This is a genomic window from Pseudomonas sp. zjy_15, from assembly GCF_043101865.1.
Lineage (GTDB): Bacteria > Pseudomonadota > Gammaproteobacteria > Pseudomonadales > Pseudomonadaceae > Aquipseudomonas > Aquipseudomonas putida_Y.
This window is the reverse complement of the sequence record NZ_JBICII010000063.1, coordinates 1-19,827: the sequence shown is the minus strand read 5'-3', so window position 1 is coordinate 19,827 and position 19,827 is coordinate 1. Positions and strand designations below refer to the sequence as shown.

Genomic DNA, 19,827 nt, shown 5'->3' with positions numbered 1-19,827 from the left:
TGTCCAACCCCAGATGTGTGTCCACCACCGATCTGTGTAGGAGCGGGTTTACCCGCGAATACGCTGGCGGCGGCAACGGTGAAGGGCCAGGGAGATTGGCCACCAGGCCCTTTCGCGGGCAGGCCCGCGAAGAAGCCGGCGCTGCTGTCAGTGCAGCTCGAAGGTATCGGCATCCAGGTTGGCCGGGAACTTGGCCCGGTACGCCGCCAGTTCCGACGCGCTCAGTACTGCAGTAAACACCCCGTCCGCCTCCCCGGCACTGAGCAGGCTCTCACCCTGGAAATCCAGCACCTGGCTGTCACCAGAATAAGCAAAGCCTTTACCGTCCGTGCCCACCCGGTTCACCGCCGCCACATAGCACAGGTTTTCGATGCCCCGCGCCGGCAGCAGACGGTTCCAGTGCTGGCGGCGCGCGGCCGGCCAGTTGGCGGTATACAGCAGCAGGTCAGTGTCCTGGGCGTCGCGGCTCCACACCGGGAAGCGCAGGTCGTAGCAGATCAGCGGGCGAATCCGCCAGCCCTTGACCTCGAACTGCACCTGCCGCTCGCCTGGGGTGTAATGTTTGTGCTCACCGGCCATGCGGAACAGGTGGCGTTTGTCGTAGTGCAGAATCTCGCCGTCCGGCCGCGCCCACAACAGGCGGTTGCGGTGGCTGCCATCGGCCGCCTGGATGATCACACTGCCGGTAATCACCGCATTGTGCTTCTTCGCCTGGGCTTTCAACCATTTATAGGTCGGACCGTTCTCCTGCTCGCACAGGCTTTCCGACTGCATCGAAAAGCCGGTGGTGAACATTTCCGGCAGGATCACCAGGTCCACCTCGCCCACCTGTTCCAGCAGCACCTCAAAGTGCGCGTAGTTGGCCTCGCGGTCGTGCCAGGCCAGGGTGGTTTGCACCAGGGCGACTTTCAGGTTCGGCAGTGTACTCAGATCGCGCATAGTCTTTCCGCTGCCTGACGCAGCGTCTCCTCTCGTTTGGCAAAGCACAGGCGCACCAGGCGTTGCTCGGGGATGGGTTGCTGGTAGAACACCGATACCGGGATGGTCGCCACGCCGTGCTCACGCGTCAGCCACAGCGACATGTCGACGTCGTTCAGGTCCGGGCGGATTTGCGAATAGTCCACCAGTTGGAAATAAGTGCCCGTCGTGCGGGTAAAGTTGAAACGCGAGCCTCCCAGCAAACCGCAGAACAGGTCGCGCTTGGCCTGGTAAAAGGCCGGCAACTCATCAATATGCTCGGGGTGCTCGGCCATGAAATCGGCCAAGGCACACTGCAGCGGCGTCACGCCACAGAAGTTGACGTACTGGTGCACTTTGCGCAGCTCGGCGCTCAAGGCAGGCGGTGCAATCACGTACCCGGTCTTCCAGCCGGTAACGTGGTACGTCTTGCCGAACGAACTGACCACGAAGGCACGCGAGTACAACTGCTCATGGGCCAGCACGCTGGCGTGGCGTACGCCGTCGTAGACCAGGTGCTCGTACACTTCATCGCTGACCAGGTAGATATCGCGGTCGGCAATAAGCGCGGCCAGCTGGTCGAGGTCTTCGCGAGTGATCAGCGCGCCGCTGGGGTTGTGTGGCGAGTTGAGGATGACCATGCGCGTGCGCGGGCTCAAGGCATCGCTGAATTTCTGCCAGTCGATACGGAAGGTACCGTCGCTCAGCTGCACATGAACACAGCGGCCACCGGCCAGCTCCACCGACGGCTCGTAACTGTCGTAGCAGGGATCGAAGACGATCACTTCGTCACCGGCATGTACCACCGCCTGGATGGCACAGAAAATAGCCTCGGTGGCGCCGGGGGTGATAGTCACTTCCTGATCGGCATCCACCCTGGCCCCATACAGCCGCTCGACCTTGGCCGCTACCTGCTGGCGCAAGGCCGGCAGGCCGGTCATCGGCGAATACTGGTTATGCCCGGCAGCCACGTGCCGGCCCACTGCATCGAGCAGGGCCTGCGGGCCATTGAAGTCAGGAAAACCCTGGGACAGGTTGAGCGCGCCAGCCTGCACGGCGAGCTGGGACATGGTGGTGAAGATGGTCGTGCCGACATTCGGCAGTTTGCTGCGGATCATGGAGCCCTCTTTCCTGGGGTATATCCGGCACGGGGTGGAGTCCGAGCATAGCGGATCAAGCGGTCAGGAAAAAGGTTGAAACAATAGGGGGATTGCTCTGGATCAAGGGGCGTCTGTGGGGGCGACCTTGCCCGCCCCCACATGGCGCTACTTAACGTTTGTCGCGACGCTTCTTCTCGGCCTTCTTGTGGTGCGACATCAGGCGGCGCTTCTTGTTGACCTGGCGATCGGTAAGGGTGTTCTTCTTGCCCTCGTACGGGTTCTCACCCCCCTTGTACTCGATACGGATCGGCGTACCGACCAGCTTGAGCACCCGACGATAGGTGTTTTCCAGGTAACGCGAGTACGACTTGGGAATGCTGTCGGTCTGGTTGCCGTGGATCACGATCAGCGGCGGGTTGGCACCGCCGAGGTGGGCATAGCGCAGCTTGATGCGGCGACCATTGACCATCGGCGGCTGGTGCTCACTCACGGCATCTTCGAGGATTTGCGTCAGGCGGCTGGTTGGCCAACGGGTAACCGCGGACGTGAACGCAGCCTGTACCGACTTGTACAAGTTGCCCACGCCCGTGCCATGCAGCGCGGAAATGAAGTGGATGTCGGCAAAGTCGACGAAGAACAGCCGGCGCTCCAGCTCGGTCTTCACGTAGGCACGCTCACCTGGCTCCATGCCATCCCACTTGTTCAGGGCAATGACGATGGCGCGACCGGCTTCAAGGGCGAAGCCCAGCAGGTTCAGGTCATGGTCGACCACACCTTCGCGGGCATCCATGACGAAGATGACGACGTTGGCGTCCTTGATCGCCTGCAGCGTCTTCACTACCGAGAACTTCTCGACTTCCTCGTGGATCTTGCCCCGCTTGCGCACCCCGGCGGTGTCGATGAAGGTGTACTTCTCGCCATCGCGCTCGAACGGGATGTAGATACTGTCACGGGTGGTGCCTGGCTCGTCGTAGACCACCACACGCTCTTCGCCGAGCATGCGGTTGACCAGCGTCGACTTGCCAACGTTCGGGCGACCGATGATGGCGATCTTGATGCCATCCTTCTCGCTTGGGCCAGGAATGCGCACGGCTTCCTCACCTTCAGCGACGTCCTGGTCGAGGGCTTCCTCTTCGGCATCGCGCGGCAAGTGGCCGAGCACGGCTTCCATCAGGGCACTGATACCACGGCCCTGGGAGCCCGCCACCGGGATGGCGTTACCCATGCCCATTGGCGAGAATTCGGCGCGGGCAACGTCGGGGTCGATGTTGTCGATCTTGTTGGCAACCAGGATCGCCGACTTGTTCCGCTTGCGCAGGTGCTCGGCGATCATCTGGTCGGCTGCGGTCATGCCCGCACGGGCATCAACCAGGAACAGCACGTAGTCGGCTTCTTCGATGGCCATGAGCGACTGCTCGGCCATTTTCTCGTCCATGCCCACTTCGTCACCGGTGATACCACCGGTGTCGATCAGGATGAAGGAGCGACCCTGCCAGCTGGCATCACCATACTGGCGGTCACGGGTCAGGCCCGACAGGTCACCGACGATGGCATCGCGGGTCTTGGTCAGGCGGTTGAACATGGTGGATTTGCCGACGTTCGGGCGGCCCACCAGGGCAATTACGGGAACCATCGGCTCTCCACTCTAGAATTCTTGAAAATGCAAAGGCCGCTGCAAGGCAGCGGCCGGAGTACGGGCGGCGTGTCCTACGCCGCGACTTGAAGCCGGTCAAGGCTCCAAGCATAGCTTCAGCGGATGGTCAGTGCCTCGAGCTTGCCGCTGTTGCCGAAGACATAGATGGTGTCGCCGACCACAAGCGGGCGGGCGCGTAGACCATCGCTGTCAATGCGCTCACGGCCAACAAAACGGCCATCGACCTGGCTGAGCAAGTGCAGGTAACCTTCGAAGTCCCCTACCGCTACGTAGCTGGAGAACACTTCAGGCGCCGTCAGTTGGCGACGCGCCATCGAGTCGTTGGTCCACAGGGCACTGGAAGAACGCTCATCGATACCCTCGACCGAGCCAGAAGCCTCGCTCACATAGACGTTACCGAAGCCCTGGGCGACACCCACGTAGCTGGAGGCATCGCGCTGCCACAGCTCGCGGCCGCTTTCCAGGTCCAGGCCAGCAACGCGCCCCTGGTAAGTGCTGACGTACAAGATACCACCGGACAGCAGCAGGCCGCCGTCAATGTCGACCACACGGTCCAGCTCGGAACGGCCCTGAGGGATGGCCACGCGGCTTTCCCACACCGGCACACCATTGTTGATGTCCACCGCTACAACCTTGCCGGTAGACAGGCCGGCAACTGCCAGGCGGTTGGTGGCGATTGGCGCACCGGTGCCACGCAGCGTCAGCACGGCCGGGGAGTTCTCGTAGATCCAACGGCGGTCGCCAGTGGCGGCATCCAGGCCAATCAGGCGGTCGTCCTGGGTCTGTACCACCACCACGTCACCGTTGTTGGCAGGCGGGGCCAGCACTTCGCTGGTCACGCGCGAGCGCCAACGCTCCTCACCGGTGCTGGAGTCCAGGGCAATGACTTCACCCTTGAGGGTACCGAGCATGACCAGGCCGTAGCCCACGCCAACTGCGCCGGAAACCTTCAGCTCCAGGTCCTTCTTCCACACCACGTCACCGGTGATGCGATCAAGGGCATAGACTTCGCCGTTGACGTCGGAAGCGTAGATGCGGTCGTTCTCGATGGCCGGGACCAGGGTGTTGTAGGTTTCACCCTGGCCGTCACCGATCGAACGGCTCCACTGCTTCTTCAGCACCACTTCCTCGGTGAACTTGGTCAGCTCGGCCGGGGGCAGTTCCTTCTTGCTGTTGCTGCTGCAACCCGCGGCCAGTACGGCCAGAGTCAGCACTGCTGCATGTTTCCAACCGATCACTTACGCGTCCCCTTTAGCCAGGTCATCCAGCTTCAATTGCAAGCCACCGACCGCCGCGTCATCGGACAGCGCGGCCTTGGCTTTTTCGTAAGCGCTGTGTGCGTCGTCGGCGCGACCCAGCTGAACCAGCAGGTCACCCTTCAACTCTTCACGGCTGGCCAGAAAAGCTTTGTCGGCGTCGCCGTCGAGCAGCTTCAGGGCATCTTCGGCCTTGTTCTGGGCTGCCAGTACGCGCGCCAGACGCTGACGCGAAATCTCGCCCAGGGTGACGTCGGCCGGATTGTCCAGCACGCTTTTCAGCTCCGCTGCGGCGTCATCGAGCTTGCCGCTGTCGACCGCGACCTTGGCCACGAACAGGCTGCCGTACTGGGCGTAAGCGGTGCCGCCAAACTCGCTCTTGAGCTTGCCGGCCAGCTCCGCGACCTTGGTGGTGTCCGGCTGGCCGGTCGGTGTCAGGCTGGTTTCAATCAACGCCTGATACAACTGCGAGGCACCTTGCGACTGGTTGTTCTGGTACTTGTGCCAGGTATTCCAGCCCAACACCACCACGCCAGCCAGCAATGCGCCGGTCAGCAGCGGCTTGCCGTTGCGGCTCCACCAGTCCTTGATCCCTGCCAGGTCATCATCATCGGTACTCGACACCCCAATACTCCTTTTCGCCTATTCGCTTGTTGAACCGCGTTACGCCTGCGCGATCGCGGTTTCCAGGTGCTCTGCAAGAGCATCCCAGGCAATGTTCTGTTGTTCGCCCTGGCCGCGCAGGGGCTTCAAGCCGATTTCTTGCTTGGCCAGCTCGTCGTCGCCGAGGATCAGGGCGAACAGTGCACCGCTCTTGTCGGCTTTCTTGAACTGGCTCTTGAAGCTGCCACCACCGGCGTTGACGGCCAGGCGCAGGCCCGGCAAGCGGTCGCGCAGGCCTTCGGACAGGCGCAGGCCGGCCAGCTCCGCCTGCTCGCCAAAGGCGCACAGGTACACGTCGATCTGGCGGCTGATGGACTCCGGCACTTTGCCCAGGGTTTCCAACAGCAGGATCAGGCGCTCGATGCCCATGGCGAAACCAACGCCAGTGGTCGGCTTGCCACCCATCTGTTCGACCAGGCCGTCGTAACGGCCACCCGCGCACACTGTGCCCTGGGCGCCGAGCTTGTCGGTTACCCACTCGAACACGGTCTTGCTGTAATAGTCCAGGCCACGTACCAGCTTGGTGTTGATCACGAACGGAATACCGGCGGCATCCAGGCGGGCCTTGAGGCCCTCGAAGTGCACGCGCGATTCTTCGTCCAGATAGTCTTCCAGCTTCGGCGCGCCGACCAGCACCGCCTGGGTGTTCTGGTCCTTGCTGTCGAGGATGCGCAGCGGGTTGCTCTTCAGGCGACGCTGGCTGTCTTCGTCCAACTGCTCCAGACGCGCCGAAAGGAACTCGACCAGCGCGTCACGGTAGCGTGCGCGGGCTTCACTGGTGCCCAGGCTGTTGAGCTCGAGCTTGACCGCGTCCTGGATGCCCAGCAGGCCCCACAGGCGCCAGGTCAACATGATCAGCTCGGCATCGATGTCCGGGCCGTCCAGGTTGAACACTTCCACGCCAATCTGGTGGAACTGACGGTAACGGCCCTTCTGCGGGCGCTCGTGGCGGAACATCTGGCCGATGTACCACAGCTTCTGCACCTGACCGTTGCCGGTGATGCCGTGCTCGAGCACCGCTCGCACGCAGGCAGCGGTGCCTTCAGGACGCAGGGTCAGCGAATCGCCGTTGCGGTCCTCGAAGGTGTACATCTCTTTTTCGACGATGTCGGTCACTTCACCGATCGAGCGTTTGAACAGCTCGGTGAACTCGACGATCGGCGTGCGGATCTGGCTGTACCCGTAGGTGTCCAGCAGACCGGCCACGGTGCCTTCGAAGTAGCGCCACAGCGGCGACTGTTCTGGCAGGATGTCGTTCATGCCACGAATGGCTTGCAGCGATTTGCTCACGAAAAGTCCTTACGAATTCGGTGTGTCAGCCACGGACGATCAGCGCCGCGTCGGCTTCGGCCTTTTCGGCCGCTTTCTGGCGGATGAGCTTTTCCAGCTCATCGACCAGGTTGTCATTGGTCAGTTTCTGGGCAGGCTTGCCGTCGATGTAGATCAGGTTCGGCGTGCCGCCGGTCAACCCTACATGGGCTTCCTTGGCTTCACCCGGGCCGTTGACCACGCAACCAATCACCGCCACATCCAGCGGCACCAGCAGGTCTTCCAGACGCCCTTCCAGCTCGTTCATGGTCTTGACCACATCGAAGTTCTGCCGCGAGCAGCTCGGGCAGGCGATGAAGTTGATGCCACGCGAACGCAGATGCAGCGACTTGAGGATGTCGTAGCCGACTTTCACTTCTTCGACCGGGTCGGCCGCCAGCGAGATACGGATGGTATCGCCAATACCTTCGGCCAGCAGCATACCGAGGCCGACGGCGGACTTCACCGTCCCCGAGCGCAGGCCGCCGGCTTCAGTGATGCCCAGATGCAGCGGCTGTACGATCTGTTTGGCCAACAGGCGGTAGGCTTCGACAGCCATGAACACGTCCGAGGCCTTGACGCTGACCTTGAAGTCCTGGAAATCCAGGCGGTCGAGATGCTCGACGTGACGCAGGGCCGACTCGACCAGCGCAGCCGGGGTCGGTTCGCCGTACTTCTTCTGCAGGTCTTTTTCCAGCGAACCGGCGTTGACCCCGATACGAATCGGAATGCCGCGGTCGCGGGCGGCATCGACCACGGCGCGCACACGGTCTTCACGGCCGATGTTGCCCGGGTTGATACGCAGGCAATCAACACCCAGCTCGGCAACGCGCAATGCGATCTTGTAGTCGAAATGGATGTCGGCGACCAGCGGCACGCTGACCAGTTGCTTGATCTTGCCAAAAGCTTCGGCCGCGTCCATGTCCGGCACCGAGACCCGCACGATGTCCACGCCGGCATCGACCAGACGCTGGATTTGCGCCACGGTGGCAGCGACATCGTTGGTGTCGGTGTTGGTCATGCTCTGCACCGCGATGGGCGCATCACCGCCCACCGGCACATTGCCAACCCAGATTTTGCGGGATTCGCGACGCTTGATCGGAGATTCGCCGTGCATGACTTACTGTCCCAACTTCAGGCGAGCAGTCTCGCCACTGGTGAACGGAGCAACATCGACGGCCTGGCCGTTGTAGCTGACCTGGGCGCCCCGGGCAAAGCCCAGGCGTACCGAGAAAGGCGGCTTGCCGGTCAGCTCGAGGTTGTCCCCCTTGCGCTTGATGGCGCTGAACAGCACCTTGCCGTTGCCGTCGCTGACCTGGGTCCAGCAATCGGCGGTGAACTGAATGGCGACCTTGGCACTGCCAGTCGGCACCGCGGCAGGCTCAGCGGCGGCCGGTGCAGGTGCAGCAGCGGCCTGTACCGGGGGCGTAACCGGAGCAGGCGAAGCAGCAGGTGCGGGTTGCGCAGGCGCTTGCTGTGCCGGAGCAGGCGCTGCGGCAATGGCTGGCTCCGAGCTTACCGGCGCCTGTTCAGCGGCAGCAGGCTGCTCGGCAGCGCCTTGCTCCAGCGCCAGCGGTGCACTTTCAGCTTGCTGGCCAACGGAAACGGCCTGGTCTTCAGGCTCATCGAGCGGGTGAATCTGTGTCGTGCCGTCGGCGCTTTCGACCTCGACGTGCTCCAGGGCAATCTTGGCCAGCTCCTTGCCCCGCAGGCTGCCCTGGTCCTGCCACCAGAAAAAGCCACCACCGACAACAGCCACCAGCAACAACAGGCTGACGCCGCGCAGGATGTTGTGCGACAGCCGCACAGGCTCTTCGATACGGCCCAGCGAATGCACGTCGCTGCCTTTGGCGTGGGTACCGGTGTAGCGGTCGAAGGCATCTACCAGGGCGGCCTGGTCGAGGTCCATCAACTTGGCGTAGGCACGAATGTAGCCACGAGCGAAAGTATGCCCGGGCAGCTTGTCGAAGGCGCCGGTTTCCACATGGTTCAACGAACTGACAGTGAGGTTGAGCTTGCGGGCCACCTCGGCTTGAGACCAGTCCCGTTTCTCACGGGCCAGGCGCAAAAGCTCACCGGGGTTCTGGCCAGGCGCTACTGCTACTTCGGGATGCGCGGCGTTCATCGTTGCTCCGACAGGTATTGCTGGTATTCCGGCGTACCGGGATAAAGTCGTTGTAATTGCTGGCCCAATTCGGCCAGTGCGCCCTGCTCGTCGAACACCCTGGCAAGGCGGCTGCCCAGCAGCAGGCTACGGGCGTCGTGGTCGCTCAACTGGCTGAAACGATCGTAGTAGTCCCGGGCCGGCACATAATGCCTGTTTTCGTAGGACAACTCAGCCATTTCCAGCAACGCTTTTGGTTGGTGCTGGTTGAGTTGTAACGCTTTCAACAGATACGCGTGCGCCTGATCGCGGCGTTCGAGCTTCAGGGCGGTCAGGCCCAGATTTTCGTACACGCGTGAGCGCTCAGGATACAGGGTATCGGCACTGGCCAGGCGAAACATCTGCTTGGCCTCGGCAAATCGCCCCTGAGCATAAAGGAAACTGCCGTAATTGTTGCGAATTCGCGTGTCACCGCGACTTATCAGCAAGGCCTTGCGAAAGTGTGCTTCGGCCAGCGCCGGCTCACCTTCGGCTTGAAACACTACCGCCAGTGCCGCGTGCGCGTCGACATCCTGGTCATCCAGTGCCAGGGCCTTGCCCAGCGGCGCCTTGGCCTGTTCGGTCAAACCTTGTTGCAAATAACCCAAGCCAAGCTGTACATAAGCCCGCCCCGCCTCCACTCTGCCCTGGCGGCTGGCCAAGGGGTCGCTCGCGCCGCCTGACACGCAGCCGGCCAGCAGCGAAAGCGCAAGGATCGACGCGGCGCGCAGGCTCATGGGCAAGGTACCTGTCAGTGGCTGGCGGCGCTGTCTGGCAGTTCGACGTCCGCAGAAAGCTGGCGAACAGCGATATAGCGCTCACTGCGGCGGGTACGGTCATTGACCTGACCGACCAGTTGGCCACAGGCAGCGTCGATGTCGTCGCCGCGCGTGGTACGGGTGGTGACGTTGAAGCCACCGTGGTGCAGCAGATCCTGGAAGCGACGAATGGCGTTGTTGCTTGGTCGCTCGTAGCCCGAATGCGGGAACGGGTTGAACGGGATCAGGTTGATCTTGCAGGGTACATCGCGCAACAGTTCGATCATCTGCGCGGCATGCTCAGGTTGGTCGTTGACGTCCTTGAGCAGGGTGTACTCGACGGTGAGCACGCGCTTGCCGCCCAAAGTGGACATGTAGCCCATGCACGATTCCAGCAGCATCTTCAGCGGGTACTTCTTGTTGATCGGCACCAGCTTGTTGCGCAGTTCGTCGTTCGGCGCGTGCAGCGACAGGGCCAGCGACACGTCGATGTGCTTGGCCAGTTCGTCGATCATCGGCACCACGCCCGAGGTGGACAAGGTGACACGACGCTTGGAAATGCCATAGCCAAGGTCATCCATCATGATTTTCATGGCGGCAATGACGTTGTCAAAGTTCAGCAAGGGCTCGCCCATGCCCATCATGACCACGTTGGTAATCGCGCGGTCGACTTTGGCAGGAACGGTCCCGAAGGATTTGTTGGCAAGCCACACCTGGCCGATCACTTCGGCGGCGGTAAGGTTGCTGTTGAAGCCTTGCTTGCCGGTGGAGCAGAAGCTGCAGTCCAGGGCACAGCCGGCTTGCGACGATACGCAGAGGGTGCCGCGGTCGTCGGTTGGAATATAGACGGTCTCGACGCAGCTGCCGGAGGCAACGCGGATCACCCATTTGCGGGTGCCGTCGGCGGAAATGTCTTCACTGATCACTTCCGGCGGGCGAATCTCGGCAACGGCCTCGAGCTTTTCGCGCAAGACCTTGCCTACGTTGGTCATGGCCGCAAAGTCGGACACGCCAAAATGGTGAATCCATTTCATCACCTGGCCGGCACGGAAGCGCTTCTCCCCGATAGAGTCGAAGAATTGTTCCATTTCCGGCTGGGTCAGACCCAACAGGTTGATTTTGCCAGTAGATGTCGTCATGGATTCACCCTCACCCGTAAGCTTTCGCTTAGCGAGTGGTTACCTCGGTAGCAGCGAAGAAGTAAGCGATTTCGCGAGCAGCAGCAGCTTCGGAGTCCGAACCGTGAACGGCGTTGGCGTCGATCGACTCGGCGAAGTCAGCACGGATGGTGCCGGCAGCAGCTTCTTTAGGGTTGGTAGCGCCCATCAGCTCACGGTTCTTGGCGATGGCGTTCTCGCCTTCCAGAACCTGGACAACGACCGGACCGGAAGTCATGAAGGCAACCAGGTCACCGAAGAAGCCGCGCTCGCTGTGCTCAGCGTAGAAGCCTTCGGCTTCGGCTTTGGACAGTTGCTTCATTTTCGAGGCAACGATTTTCAGGCCGGCTTCTTCGAAGCGAGTGGTGATCTTGCCGATGACGTTTTTGGCAACAGCGTCAGGCTTGATGATGGAGAAAGTACGTTGAACAGCCATGGAAAACTCCAGAATATGAGTGTTACGAAAAATTAAACCCGCGAATTATACGCGGGTTCCGGGGGATTGCCTAACCTGCAAGTGACGCTTAGTCGGCTTCGTCGATCCAGGCGGCCTGGATTGCCTCGAGCACTTTCTCACCGCCGCGTGACGGATCGTCGCTGAACTCTGGCAATGCCAGCACCCAGCGGTGCAGGTCCACGAAATTCACATAACGAGGATCGACCTCAGGCTTGCTTTCTGCAAGCTGGATTGCGATCTCAAGTACATCAACCCATTTCAGACTCATGTACAGACCCTCAGTGCGGTGCTTCGGCAGCGTGGTTGAGCGAATACTTGGGGATCTCGATGGTCAGGTCTTCGTCAGCGACGACCACCTGACAGCCAAGGCGCGATTGCGCTTCCAGGCCCCAGGCCTTGTCCAGCATGTCCTCTTCCAACTCGTCAGCCTCTTCGAGCGAATCGAAGCCCTTGCGCACGATGCAGTGGCAAGTGGTGCAGGCCTTGACGCCGCCGCAGGCACTTTCCATCTCGATGTGATGGTCGTGGGCCAGCTCCAGGATGTTGGTCCCGGGCTCGACCTCCACGGTCAGCCCCTCGGGGCAGAACTTCTCATGCGGCAGGAATGTCACCAGCGGCATCGATTACTCCTCGATCTCATTCAGGTTGCGCCCGGCCAGTGCGGCTTTGACCGTCGAATCAAGGCGACGGGCGGCAAATGCATCGGTCACCTGCGACAAACGCTTGGTCTGTTGCTCGATGGCTGCGCCATCGGTGCCGGCCAGCAAATCACGTAGTTCTTGCATCTGGAATTCGATGGCGTCGCGCTCGTCACTGCTGAGCAGGCGATCGCCGTCGGCGTCCAGGGCGCCCTGCACCGCTTCGAGCAGCCGCTCGCCATCCACCTGATGCTCACGCAACTGACGGGCGTGCTTGTCGGAACCGGCGTGTTCGAAGGAGTCCTTGAGCATGCGGGCGATTTCGCCGTCGGTCAGGCCGTAGGACGGCTTGACCTGAATGCTGGCTTCCACGCCCGAACCCAGCTCGCGGGCAGCGACGCTGAGCAGGCCATCGGCATCCACCTGGAAGGTGACGCGGATTTTCGCAGCACCGGCAACCATGGCCGGGATGCCGCGCAGTTCGAAGCGGGCCAGCGAACGGCAGTCACTGATCAGCTCGCGCTCGCCCTGCAGCACGTGAATCATCATGGCCGACTGGCCATCTTTGTACGTGGTGAACTCCTGAGCGCGGGCCACCGGAATGGTGGTGTTGCGCGGAATCACCTTCTCCATCAGCCCGCCCATGGTTTCAAGACCAAGCGACAGCGGGATGACATCGAGCAGCAGCAGCTCGCCACCTTCACGGCGGTTGCCGGCCAGGGTGTCGGCCTGGATGGCGGCACCAATGGCCACCACCTGGTCCGGGTCGATCGAGGTCAGCGGGGTGCGCCCGAACAGCGCGCCCACGGCCTCACGCACACGCGGCACGCGGGTCGAACCACCGACCATGACCACGGCGCTGACTTCTTCCAGTTCAACGCCACTGTCGCGCACGGCACGGCGGCAGGCCTTCAGGCTACGGGCAACCAGTGGCTCGATCATGGCTTCGAAGGCGCTACGGGTCAGCTCTCCGTGCCAGGCACCATGGCTGACGCTGACCACGTCAGCGTCGGTCAGGGCTTCCTTGGCGGCGCAGGCGGTTTGCAGCAGCGCGCGCTGGGTAGCCGGGTCCAGATCGGTCGACAGGCCAGCCTGCTCGATGATCCAGCCGGCAATCGCATGGTCGAAGTCGTCACCACCCAGGGCGGTATCACCGCCGGTGGCCAGCACTTCGAATACGCCAGCGGTCAGGCGCAGGATGGAAATATCGAAAGTACCGCCGCCCAGATCATAGATGGCCACCACGCCTTCGGCGTTCTGGTCCAGGCCATAGGCTACGGCGGCCGCAGTCGGCTCGTTGAGCAGGCGCAGCACGTTCAGGCCGGCCAGACGCGCTGCGTCTTTGGTAGCCTGACGCTGGGCATCATCGAAATAGGCCGGCACGGTGATCACCGCGCCTACCAGCTCGCCACCCAGGGTGGCCTCGGCACGTTCGCGCAACACCTTCAGGATGTCGGCAGACACTTCCACAGGGCTTTTCGGCCCCTGCACGGTGTCGATGAACGGCATGTGCGATTCACCACCCACAAAGCGGTATGGCAGTTGCTCACCCAGCTGCTTGACGTCGGCCAGGCCGCGCCCCATCAGGCGCTTGACCGACAGCACGGTGTTCAACGGGTCGCTGGAGGCGGCATCACGCGCGGCCTGCCCCACTTCGTTGCGCCCTTCGAGGTAGCGCACCGCGGACGGCAGAATGACGTTACCCTGCGCATCGGGCAGGGGCTCGCTACGGCCGCTGCGCAGCGCAGCGACCATTGAGTTGGTGGTGCCCAGGTCGATCCCAACCGCCAGACGGCGCTGGTGCGGCTGAGGGCTTTGACCGGGTTCGGCAATCTGCAGTAGGGCCATGCTTATCTGAATACCTTAGGTGCCATCACGGGCAGCACCGGGGTTAATCGTCGAGGCGCTCTTCCAGTTGGCGCACTTCTTGGGCGAGCTTGTCGAGGAACTGCATGCGGCGCATCAGGCGTTCAGCCTTGTCGCGCTCGCCCGGGGCATCCCAGCAGCCGGCAAAGTCCTCATTCAGCGTGTCCTGGGCGGCCTTCAGGCGCTTCTTGAACACGCCGACACCGTCAAGGTCGGCTTCATCCTGCAGTTCTTCGAGCTCTTCACGCCACTGCATCTGCTGCAGCAGGAAGTCAGGGTCGTGGACCGTGACTTCCTGGGGCACTTCGTGGCCGCTGATGGCCAGCAGATAGCGCGCGCGACGCGGCGCACTGCGCAGCGTCTGGTAAGCGTCGTTGAGGGCCGCGGATTTTTCCAGCGCTATACGCTGCTCACGCTCGGAGGCGTCGGCAAAGCGGTCAGGATGGACTTCGCGGGCCAGCTCGCGATAGCGAGTGGCCAGCTTGTCGAGATCCAGACGGAAGCTTGGCTGGAGGTCAAACAATGCGTAATGACAAGGAGTACCCACAGCCAGCCTCAAACGTTGAAGCTTTCGCCGCAGCCACACTCACCGCGCACGTTGGGGTTGTTGAACTTGAAGCCTTCGTTCAACCCTTCCTTGACGAAATCCAGCTCGGTGCCATCGAGGTAGACCAGGCTCTTGGGATCGATGATCACCTTGACGCCATGGTTCTCGAACACCTGGTCTTCGTCCGCCAGTTCGTCGACGAATTCCAGCACGTAGGCCAGACCCGAGCAACCGGTGGTGCGCACGCCCAGGCGAATGCCCTCACCTTTGCCGCGCCCGTCGAGGGAGCGGCGAATGTGGTTGGCGGCGGCTTCTGTCATGCTGATAGCCATCAGAACTCCTTACCTTGCAACAGGCGACTTAGATCAAGCCTTTCTTCTGCTTGTAGTCGCGTACGGCTGCCTTGATGGCATCCTCGGCGAGTACCGAGCAGTGGATCTTGACCGGCGGCAACGCCAGTTCTTCGGCCAGTTGGGTGTTCTTGATGGTTTCGGCCTCGTCCAGGGTCTTGCCCTTCATCCACTCGGTGGCGAGGGAGCTGGAGGCGATGGCCGAACCGCAGCCGTAGGTCTTGAACTTGGCGTCTTCGATAACGCCCTGCTCGTTGACCTTGATCTGCAGGCGCATCACGTCACCGCAGGCCGGGGCGCCGACCATGCCGGTGCCGACATCCGGGTCTTCGGCATTCATCTTGCCGACGTTGCGCGGGTTTTCGTAGTGGTCGATGACCTTTTCACTGTATGCCATGGTGCAATTCCTTCCTCATCAGGGAGCCGCTCTTGCCGGCGACTGCTTAGTGGGCGGCCCACTCGATCTTGGAGATGTCAACGCCGTCTTTGTACATATCCCACAGCGGCGACAGTTCACGCAATTTGTTGACAGCCTCGCAGACTTTCTGCGCGGCGTAGTCGACTTCTTCTTCGGTGGTGAAACGGCCGAAGGAGAAGCGGATCGAGCTGTGCGCCAGCTCGTCGTTGCGGCCCAGAGCACGCAGTACGTAGGACGGCTCGAGCGACGCGGAGGTACAGGCCGAACCGGACGATACAGCGATGTCTTTCAGCGACATCAGCAGCGATTCGCCTTCGACGTAGTTGAAGCTCAGGTTCAGGTTGTGCGGTACACGTGCAGTCTGGCTGCCATTGACGTACAGCTCTTCAAGGTTCGAGACCTGCTTGAAGAAGCGGTCGCTAAGGGCCTTGATGCGTGCGTTTTCTGCAACCATTTCCTGCTTGGCAATGGCGAAGGCTTCGCCCATGCCGACGATCTGGTGGGTCGGCAAGGTGCCCGAACGCATGCCGCGCTCATGACCGCCGCCGTGAATGATGGCTTCCAGGCGTACACGCGGCTTGCGGCTGACGTACAGTGCGCCGATGCCTTTCGGGCCATAGACCTTGTGCGCCGAGAACGACATCAGGTCGACCTTCAGCTTTTGCAGGTCGATTTCGACCTTGCCGGCCGACTGGGCGGCGTCGACATGGAACAGCACGCCGCGCGAACGGGTCAGTTCACCGATGGCGGCAATGTCGTTGATCGAGCCGACTTCGTTGTTCACATGCATCAGCGAGACCAGGATGGTGTCGTCGCGCAGCACCGCCTCTACCATGGCCGGGGTGACGATACCGTCTTCGCCCGGTTCCAGGTAGGTGACCTCAAAACCTTCACGCTCCAGCTGGCGAGCGGTATCCAGGACCGCCTTGTGCTCGATCTTGGAGGTAATGATGTGCTTGCCCTTGGTCTGATAGAAGTGCGCGACACCTTTGAGTGCGAGGTTGTCGGACTCGGTGGCACCGCTGGTCCAGACGATTTCACGCGGATCGGCGTTGATCAGCTCGGCAACCTGGCGGCGACCGTTTTCCACCGCTTCCTCGGCTTTCCAGCCAAAGACGTGGGAGCGCGAGGCCGGGTTACCGAAGTTTCCGTCGACCAGCAAGCAATCGGCCATCTTCTGGGCCACGCGTGGGTCGACCGGAGTGGTCGCAGAGTAATCGAGGTAGATCGGCAACTTCATTTGTCTCTCCTATCAGGCGGTGGCGTCGCTCGTCGTCCCAGGGGGTCAATCGACGGCAGACGTCTCAATCTTGTCCAGCTGGGCGGTTCGTCCTGCGACACGCCGCAGGTCCTGGCGCTGGGCGACTTCCTGCACATCACGGCGCTTGACGAGGTCGGCCAGGCTTATACCGCTGAGGAATTCATGGATCTGCTGGCTGAGGTCGCACCACAGGTGGTGGGTCAGGCAGGTATCACCGGCATGGCAGTCCCCGAGGCCCTGGCAACGGGTGGCATCGACCGATTCGTTGACCGCATCGATGACCTGGGCCACCTGGATGGTTTCCATGCCCCGCGACAGCTGGTAGCCACCGCCCGGACCGCGCACGCTGGAAACCAGGCTGCTGCGGCGCAGCTTGGCGAACAGCTGCTCCAGATAAGAGAGGGAAATGCCCTGGCGCTCGGAAATATCGGCCAAAGACACCGGCCCATGCTTCGCGTGCAACGCCAGATCGAGCATGGCGGTCACAGCGTATCGGCCTTTGGTAGTCAGTCGCATGGCTATTGGGTACCACGGGAGTTTCGGGATGTGTGCGAGTATGCGATTCCCGAGCATTTAAGTCAACTATTAGACCTACTGCTTTAGTCGGGTTTGCATCAGGGAGGCGGGCGCGATTGTAGCAGACGAGGGGCGTGAGCACACGCCCGCATGTCAACATGATTTCAGCACGGCGCGATCAATGCGACTGAGTGTCGCGCTGGGCCACCTGAGCAACCTCGGTGAAGTCGTCCTCCGGCAAGGCCGGCAGTTCTTTGGCACAATAGTCACTGCCCATCTTGGTCAGCGCGCCACACATACCCTCCAACCGTTCGTCGACGGCCTGCAGATGATCGAGCATCTGGCCGATGGCCCGCGCCACCGGGTCGGGCATGTCGCCGCTGACACCGTAGGCGTCAAAGCCGATCTTCTCGGCCATTGCCTTACGCTTGGCTTCGACTTCAGTGTCCTCGCTCTTGACGATGATCCGCCCTGGAATGCCTACCGCCGTAGCCCCAGCCGGCACTGCCTTTGTGACCACCGCATTGGAACCGATCTTGGCCCCGGCGCCGACGGTGAAAGGCCCCAGGACCTTGGCACCCGCCCCTACCACCACGCCGTTCTCCAAGGTGGGGTGGCGTTTGCCTTTGTTCCAGCTGGTGCCACCGAGCGTCACGCCCTGGTACAGGGTGACGTCATCGCCGATCTCGGCGGTTTCGCCAATGACGATGCCCATACCGTGGTCGATGAAAAAGCGCCGGCCAATGGTGGCGCCCGGGTGGATTTCGATACCGGTCAGCCAGCGGCCGAAATTCGACACCAGCCGGGCCAGCCATTTGAAATCACGCCTCCACAGGGCATTGCCCAGGCGGTGCAGCCAGATGGCATGCATGCCGGGGTAGCAGGTGAGCACCTCGAAGGCATTGCGCGCAGCCGGGTCACGGTGGAATACGCTTTGAATATCTTCACGCAGGCGTTCGAACATCTGTCAGTCCTTCCGTTTATGCGGCTCGCCCCGGACCACTTTCTGGGTCTCGGTGAGGATGCCGCGCAAAATGCTCATTTCCGAACGCTCGACCGCCACCCGCCCATACAGCCGGCGCAGGCGCGGCATCAGGTGCTTGGGCTTTTCGGGGTCGAGGAAGCCAATGCCCACCAGGGTTTTCTCCAGGTGGTCGTAGAACAGCTCCATTTCATCCATGGTCGCCAGCTCAGCGGCATCAATCTTCTCGACTTTGCCCGGCACCTCGCCGGCAGCCAGCCAGGCCATGCGCACCTCGTAGGAGAGCACCTGCACGGCAGCAGCCAGGTTCAGCGAGCTGAAGTCGGGATTGGAGGGAATGTGCACATGGAAGTGACATCGCTGCAGTTCTTCGTTGGTCAGGCCGGCGTGTTCGCGCCCGAACACCAGGGCGATTTCCTCGCCGCCATTGGCATGTTCCACCGCCTTGGCACCGCACTCACGCGGGCCGATCAACGGCCAGGGAATGCTGCGCTCGCGGGCGCTGGTGCCCATCACCAGGTTGCAGCCGACCAGCGCCTGTTCGAGGCTGTCGACCACCTGGGCGCTATCCAGCAAGTCGTCGGCGCCCGAGGCACGGGCACTGGCATCCAAGGCGGGGAATTCTTTCGGCTGCACCAGCACCAGACGCGACAAGCCCATGTTTTTCATGGCACGCGCAGCGCCGCCGATGTTGCCGGGGTGGCTGGTATTGACCAGAACAACACGAATATTTTGCAGCAAGGTGTTGTGCTCACAGATGCAGGAATCAGGGCCTTCGATCTTACAGAACCGACAGACGTAACGCCATGAAAGCAAATGTGACACTTCTGCCGCCAAAGTTTTCTGCTAGAATGATCGGCTTTCTTCTTTAACATCTCCAGGTGACCCGCCCATGCAGCCTATGCTGAATATCGCCCTGCGCGCCGCTCGCAGCGCCAGTGAACTGATTTTCCGCTCCATCGAACGCCTGGATAGCATCAAGGTCGATGAGAAAGAGGCCAAGGACTACGTTTCCGAAGTCGATCGCGCCGCCGAGCAAAGCATCGTCAACGCCCTGCGCAAGGCCTACCCGAACCACTCCATCCAGGGCGAGGAAACCGGTCTGCACGCGGGTAGCGGCGAAGAAGGCAAGGATTACCTGTGGATCATCGATCCGCTGGACGGCACCACCAACTTCCTGCGCGGCATCCCGCACTTCGCCGTCAGCATCGCCTGCAAGTACCGCGGTCGCCTTGAGCACGCCGTGATCGTCGACCCGGTTCGCCAGGAAGAATTCACCGCCAGCCGGGGCCGTGGCGCCCAACTCAACGGCCGCCGCCTGCGCGTCAGCTCGCGTACAAGCCTGGAAGGCGCCCTGCTGGGCACCGGCTTCCCGTTCCGTGATGGCCAGATGGCGGACATGGACAACTACCTGGGCATGTTCCGCGCCTTGACCGGCCAGACCGCCGGCATCCGCCGCGCCGGCTCCGCCAGCCTGGACCTGGCCTACGTGGCCGCTGGCCGCTTCGACGCCTTCTGGGAGTCGGGCCTGTCCGAATGGGACATGGCAGCTGGCGTGCTGCTGATCCAGGAAGCCGGTGGCCTGGTAAGCGACTTCAACGGCGGCCACGACTTCCTCGACAAAGGCCACATCGTTGCAGGCAACATCAAGTGCTTCAAGGCGGTACTGACTGCCATCCAGCCACACCTGCCAGAAAGCATGAAGCGCTAAGCGCAGATTGCCGGCAAACAAAAAGCACCTCTCGAGGTGCTTTTTTTGTGCTTGGTGGTTTTGCGTGGCCTGTGCCGGCCTCTTC

The 19,827-nt window shown here is 61.9% G+C and carries 22 protein-coding genes; 1 reads left to right on the top strand and 21 read right to left on the bottom strand.

Annotated elements, in window-relative coordinates:
• Nucleotides 1–147: 147 nt before the first annotated feature.
• From ACF8EF_RS12050 to trmJ, 21 genes are all read right to left on the bottom strand, one after another.
• Nucleotides 148–939, bottom strand: a complete 792-nt coding sequence (locus ACF8EF_RS12050; protein ID WP_021781782.1) for an amidohydrolase — start codon at nt 937–939, stop codon at nt 148–150.
• Entirely contained in the window at nt 927–2,075 is a 1,149-nt protein-coding gene (locus tag ACF8EF_RS12045; protein WP_176685537.1) for a pyridoxal phosphate-dependent aminotransferase, read from the bottom strand. The genes ACF8EF_RS12050 and ACF8EF_RS12045 overlap by 13 nt, the downstream gene beginning before the upstream one ends.
• A 151-nt stretch (nt 2,076–2,226) precedes the next feature.
• A complete protein-coding gene (der, locus tag ACF8EF_RS12040; protein ID WP_176685536.1) occupies nt 2,227–3,690 on the bottom strand; it encodes a ribosome biogenesis GTPase Der in 1,464 nt (487 codons plus the stop codon).
• Nucleotides 3,691–3,806: 116 nt separating this feature from the next.
• On the bottom strand, nt 3,807–4,949 hold the full coding sequence (gene bamB / locus ACF8EF_RS12035) for an outer membrane protein assembly factor BamB (protein ID WP_021781779.1): 1,143 nt from the start codon (nt 4,947–4,949) through the stop codon (nt 3,807–3,809).
• Complete coding sequence (locus ACF8EF_RS12030; protein ID WP_176685535.1) at nt 4,950–5,591, bottom strand: tetratricopeptide repeat protein; 642 nt, start codon at nt 5,589–5,591, stop codon at nt 4,950–4,952.
• Nucleotides 5,592–5,630: 39 nt separating this feature from the next.
• A complete protein-coding gene (gene hisS, locus ACF8EF_RS12025) occupies nt 5,631–6,920 on the bottom strand; it encodes a histidine--tRNA ligase (protein WP_003248516.1) in 1,290 nt (429 codons plus the stop codon).
• 25 nt (nt 6,921–6,945) lie between these two features.
• Nucleotides 6,946–8,055: a flavodoxin-dependent (E)-4-hydroxy-3-methylbut-2-enyl-diphosphate synthase gene (gene ispG / locus ACF8EF_RS12020; protein ID WP_021781776.1), complete on the bottom strand. Its 1,110-nt coding sequence runs from the start codon at nt 8,053–8,055 to the stop codon at nt 6,946–6,948.
• A gap of 3 nt (nt 8,056–8,058) precedes the next feature.
• Nucleotides 8,059–9,063 (bottom strand): RodZ domain-containing protein, encoded by a 1,005-nt coding sequence (locus tag ACF8EF_RS12015; protein WP_176685533.1) that lies wholly within the window; start codon nt 9,061–9,063, stop codon nt 8,059–8,061.
• Nucleotides 9,060–9,818 carry a type IV pilus biogenesis/stability protein PilW gene (gene pilW, locus ACF8EF_RS12010; RefSeq protein WP_176685532.1) on the bottom strand — a complete coding sequence of 253 codons (759 nt, stop codon included), beginning with the start codon at nt 9,816–9,818 and terminating at the stop codon, nt 9,060–9,062. The genes ACF8EF_RS12015 and pilW overlap by 4 nt, the downstream gene beginning before the upstream one ends.
• Before the next feature lie 14 nt (nt 9,819–9,832).
• Nucleotides 9,833–10,978: a 23S rRNA (adenine(2503)-C(2))-methyltransferase RlmN gene (gene rlmN, locus ACF8EF_RS12005; protein ID WP_392461357.1), complete on the bottom strand. Its 1,146-nt coding sequence runs from the start codon at nt 10,976–10,978 to the stop codon at nt 9,833–9,835.
• A gap of 28 nt (nt 10,979–11,006) precedes the next feature.
• Nucleotides 11,007–11,432: a nucleoside-diphosphate kinase gene (ndk, locus tag ACF8EF_RS12000; RefSeq protein WP_003248526.1), complete on the bottom strand. Its 426-nt coding sequence runs from the start codon at nt 11,430–11,432 to the stop codon at nt 11,007–11,009.
• An 88-nt stretch (nt 11,433–11,520) separates the two neighbouring features.
• The gene (gene iscX, locus ACF8EF_RS11995; RefSeq protein ID WP_003248529.1) at nt 11,521–11,721 is read right to left on the bottom strand and encodes a Fe-S cluster assembly protein IscX; all 201 of its coding nucleotides are present in this window, start codon (nt 11,719–11,721) and stop codon (nt 11,521–11,523) included.
• Between the two features lie 10 nt (nt 11,722–11,731).
• A complete protein-coding gene (gene fdx, locus ACF8EF_RS11990; protein WP_021781772.1) occupies nt 11,732–12,073 on the bottom strand; it encodes an ISC system 2Fe-2S type ferredoxin in 342 nt (113 codons plus the stop codon).
• A gap of 3 nt (nt 12,074–12,076) precedes the next feature.
• A complete protein-coding gene (gene hscA, locus ACF8EF_RS11985) occupies nt 12,077–13,939 on the bottom strand; it encodes a Fe-S protein assembly chaperone HscA (protein ID WP_176685531.1) in 1,863 nt (620 codons plus the stop codon).
• 43 nt (nt 13,940–13,982) lie between these two features.
• Nucleotides 13,983–14,504 (bottom strand): co-chaperone HscB, encoded by a 522-nt coding sequence (gene hscB, locus ACF8EF_RS11980; protein WP_010952065.1) that lies wholly within the window; start codon nt 14,502–14,504, stop codon nt 13,983–13,985.
• An 8-nt stretch (nt 14,505–14,512) separates the two neighbouring features.
• A complete protein-coding gene (iscA, locus tag ACF8EF_RS11975; protein WP_003248536.1) occupies nt 14,513–14,836 on the bottom strand; it encodes an iron-sulfur cluster assembly protein IscA in 324 nt (107 codons plus the stop codon).
• A gap of 28 nt (nt 14,837–14,864) precedes the next feature.
• Nucleotides 14,865–15,251, bottom strand: coding sequence for a Fe-S cluster assembly scaffold IscU (gene iscU / locus ACF8EF_RS11970; RefSeq protein WP_003248539.1), 387 nt, complete (start codon nt 15,249–15,251; stop codon nt 14,865–14,867).
• A 46-nt stretch (nt 15,252–15,297) separates the two neighbouring features.
• On the bottom strand, nt 15,298–16,512 hold the full coding sequence (locus ACF8EF_RS11965; RefSeq protein ID WP_003248541.1) for an IscS subfamily cysteine desulfurase: 1,215 nt from the start codon (nt 16,510–16,512) through the stop codon (nt 15,298–15,300).
• 45 nt (nt 16,513–16,557) lie between these two features.
• The gene (gene iscR / locus ACF8EF_RS11960) at nt 16,558–17,049 is read right to left on the bottom strand and encodes a Fe-S cluster assembly transcriptional regulator IscR (RefSeq protein WP_003248542.1); all 492 of its coding nucleotides are present in this window, start codon (nt 17,047–17,049) and stop codon (nt 16,558–16,560) included.
• A 178-nt stretch (nt 17,050–17,227) separates the two neighbouring features.
• Nucleotides 17,228–18,013 (bottom strand): serine O-acetyltransferase, encoded by a 786-nt coding sequence (gene cysE, locus ACF8EF_RS11955; RefSeq protein WP_176685530.1) that lies wholly within the window; start codon nt 18,011–18,013, stop codon nt 17,228–17,230.
• Between the two features lie 3 nt (nt 18,014–18,016).
• The gene (gene trmJ / locus ACF8EF_RS11950) at nt 18,017–18,772 is read right to left on the bottom strand and encodes a tRNA (cytosine(32)/uridine(32)-2'-O)-methyltransferase TrmJ (RefSeq protein WP_392461356.1); all 756 of its coding nucleotides are present in this window, start codon (nt 18,770–18,772) and stop codon (nt 18,017–18,019) included.
• Between the two features lie 151 nt (nt 18,773–18,923).
• Between trmJ and suhB the strand changes: the two genes are divergently transcribed.
• Complete coding sequence (gene suhB / locus ACF8EF_RS11945) at nt 18,924–19,742, top strand: inositol-phosphate phosphatase (protein WP_003248548.1); 819 nt, start codon at nt 18,924–18,926, stop codon at nt 19,740–19,742.
• Nucleotides 19,743–19,827: the final 85 nt, after the last annotated feature.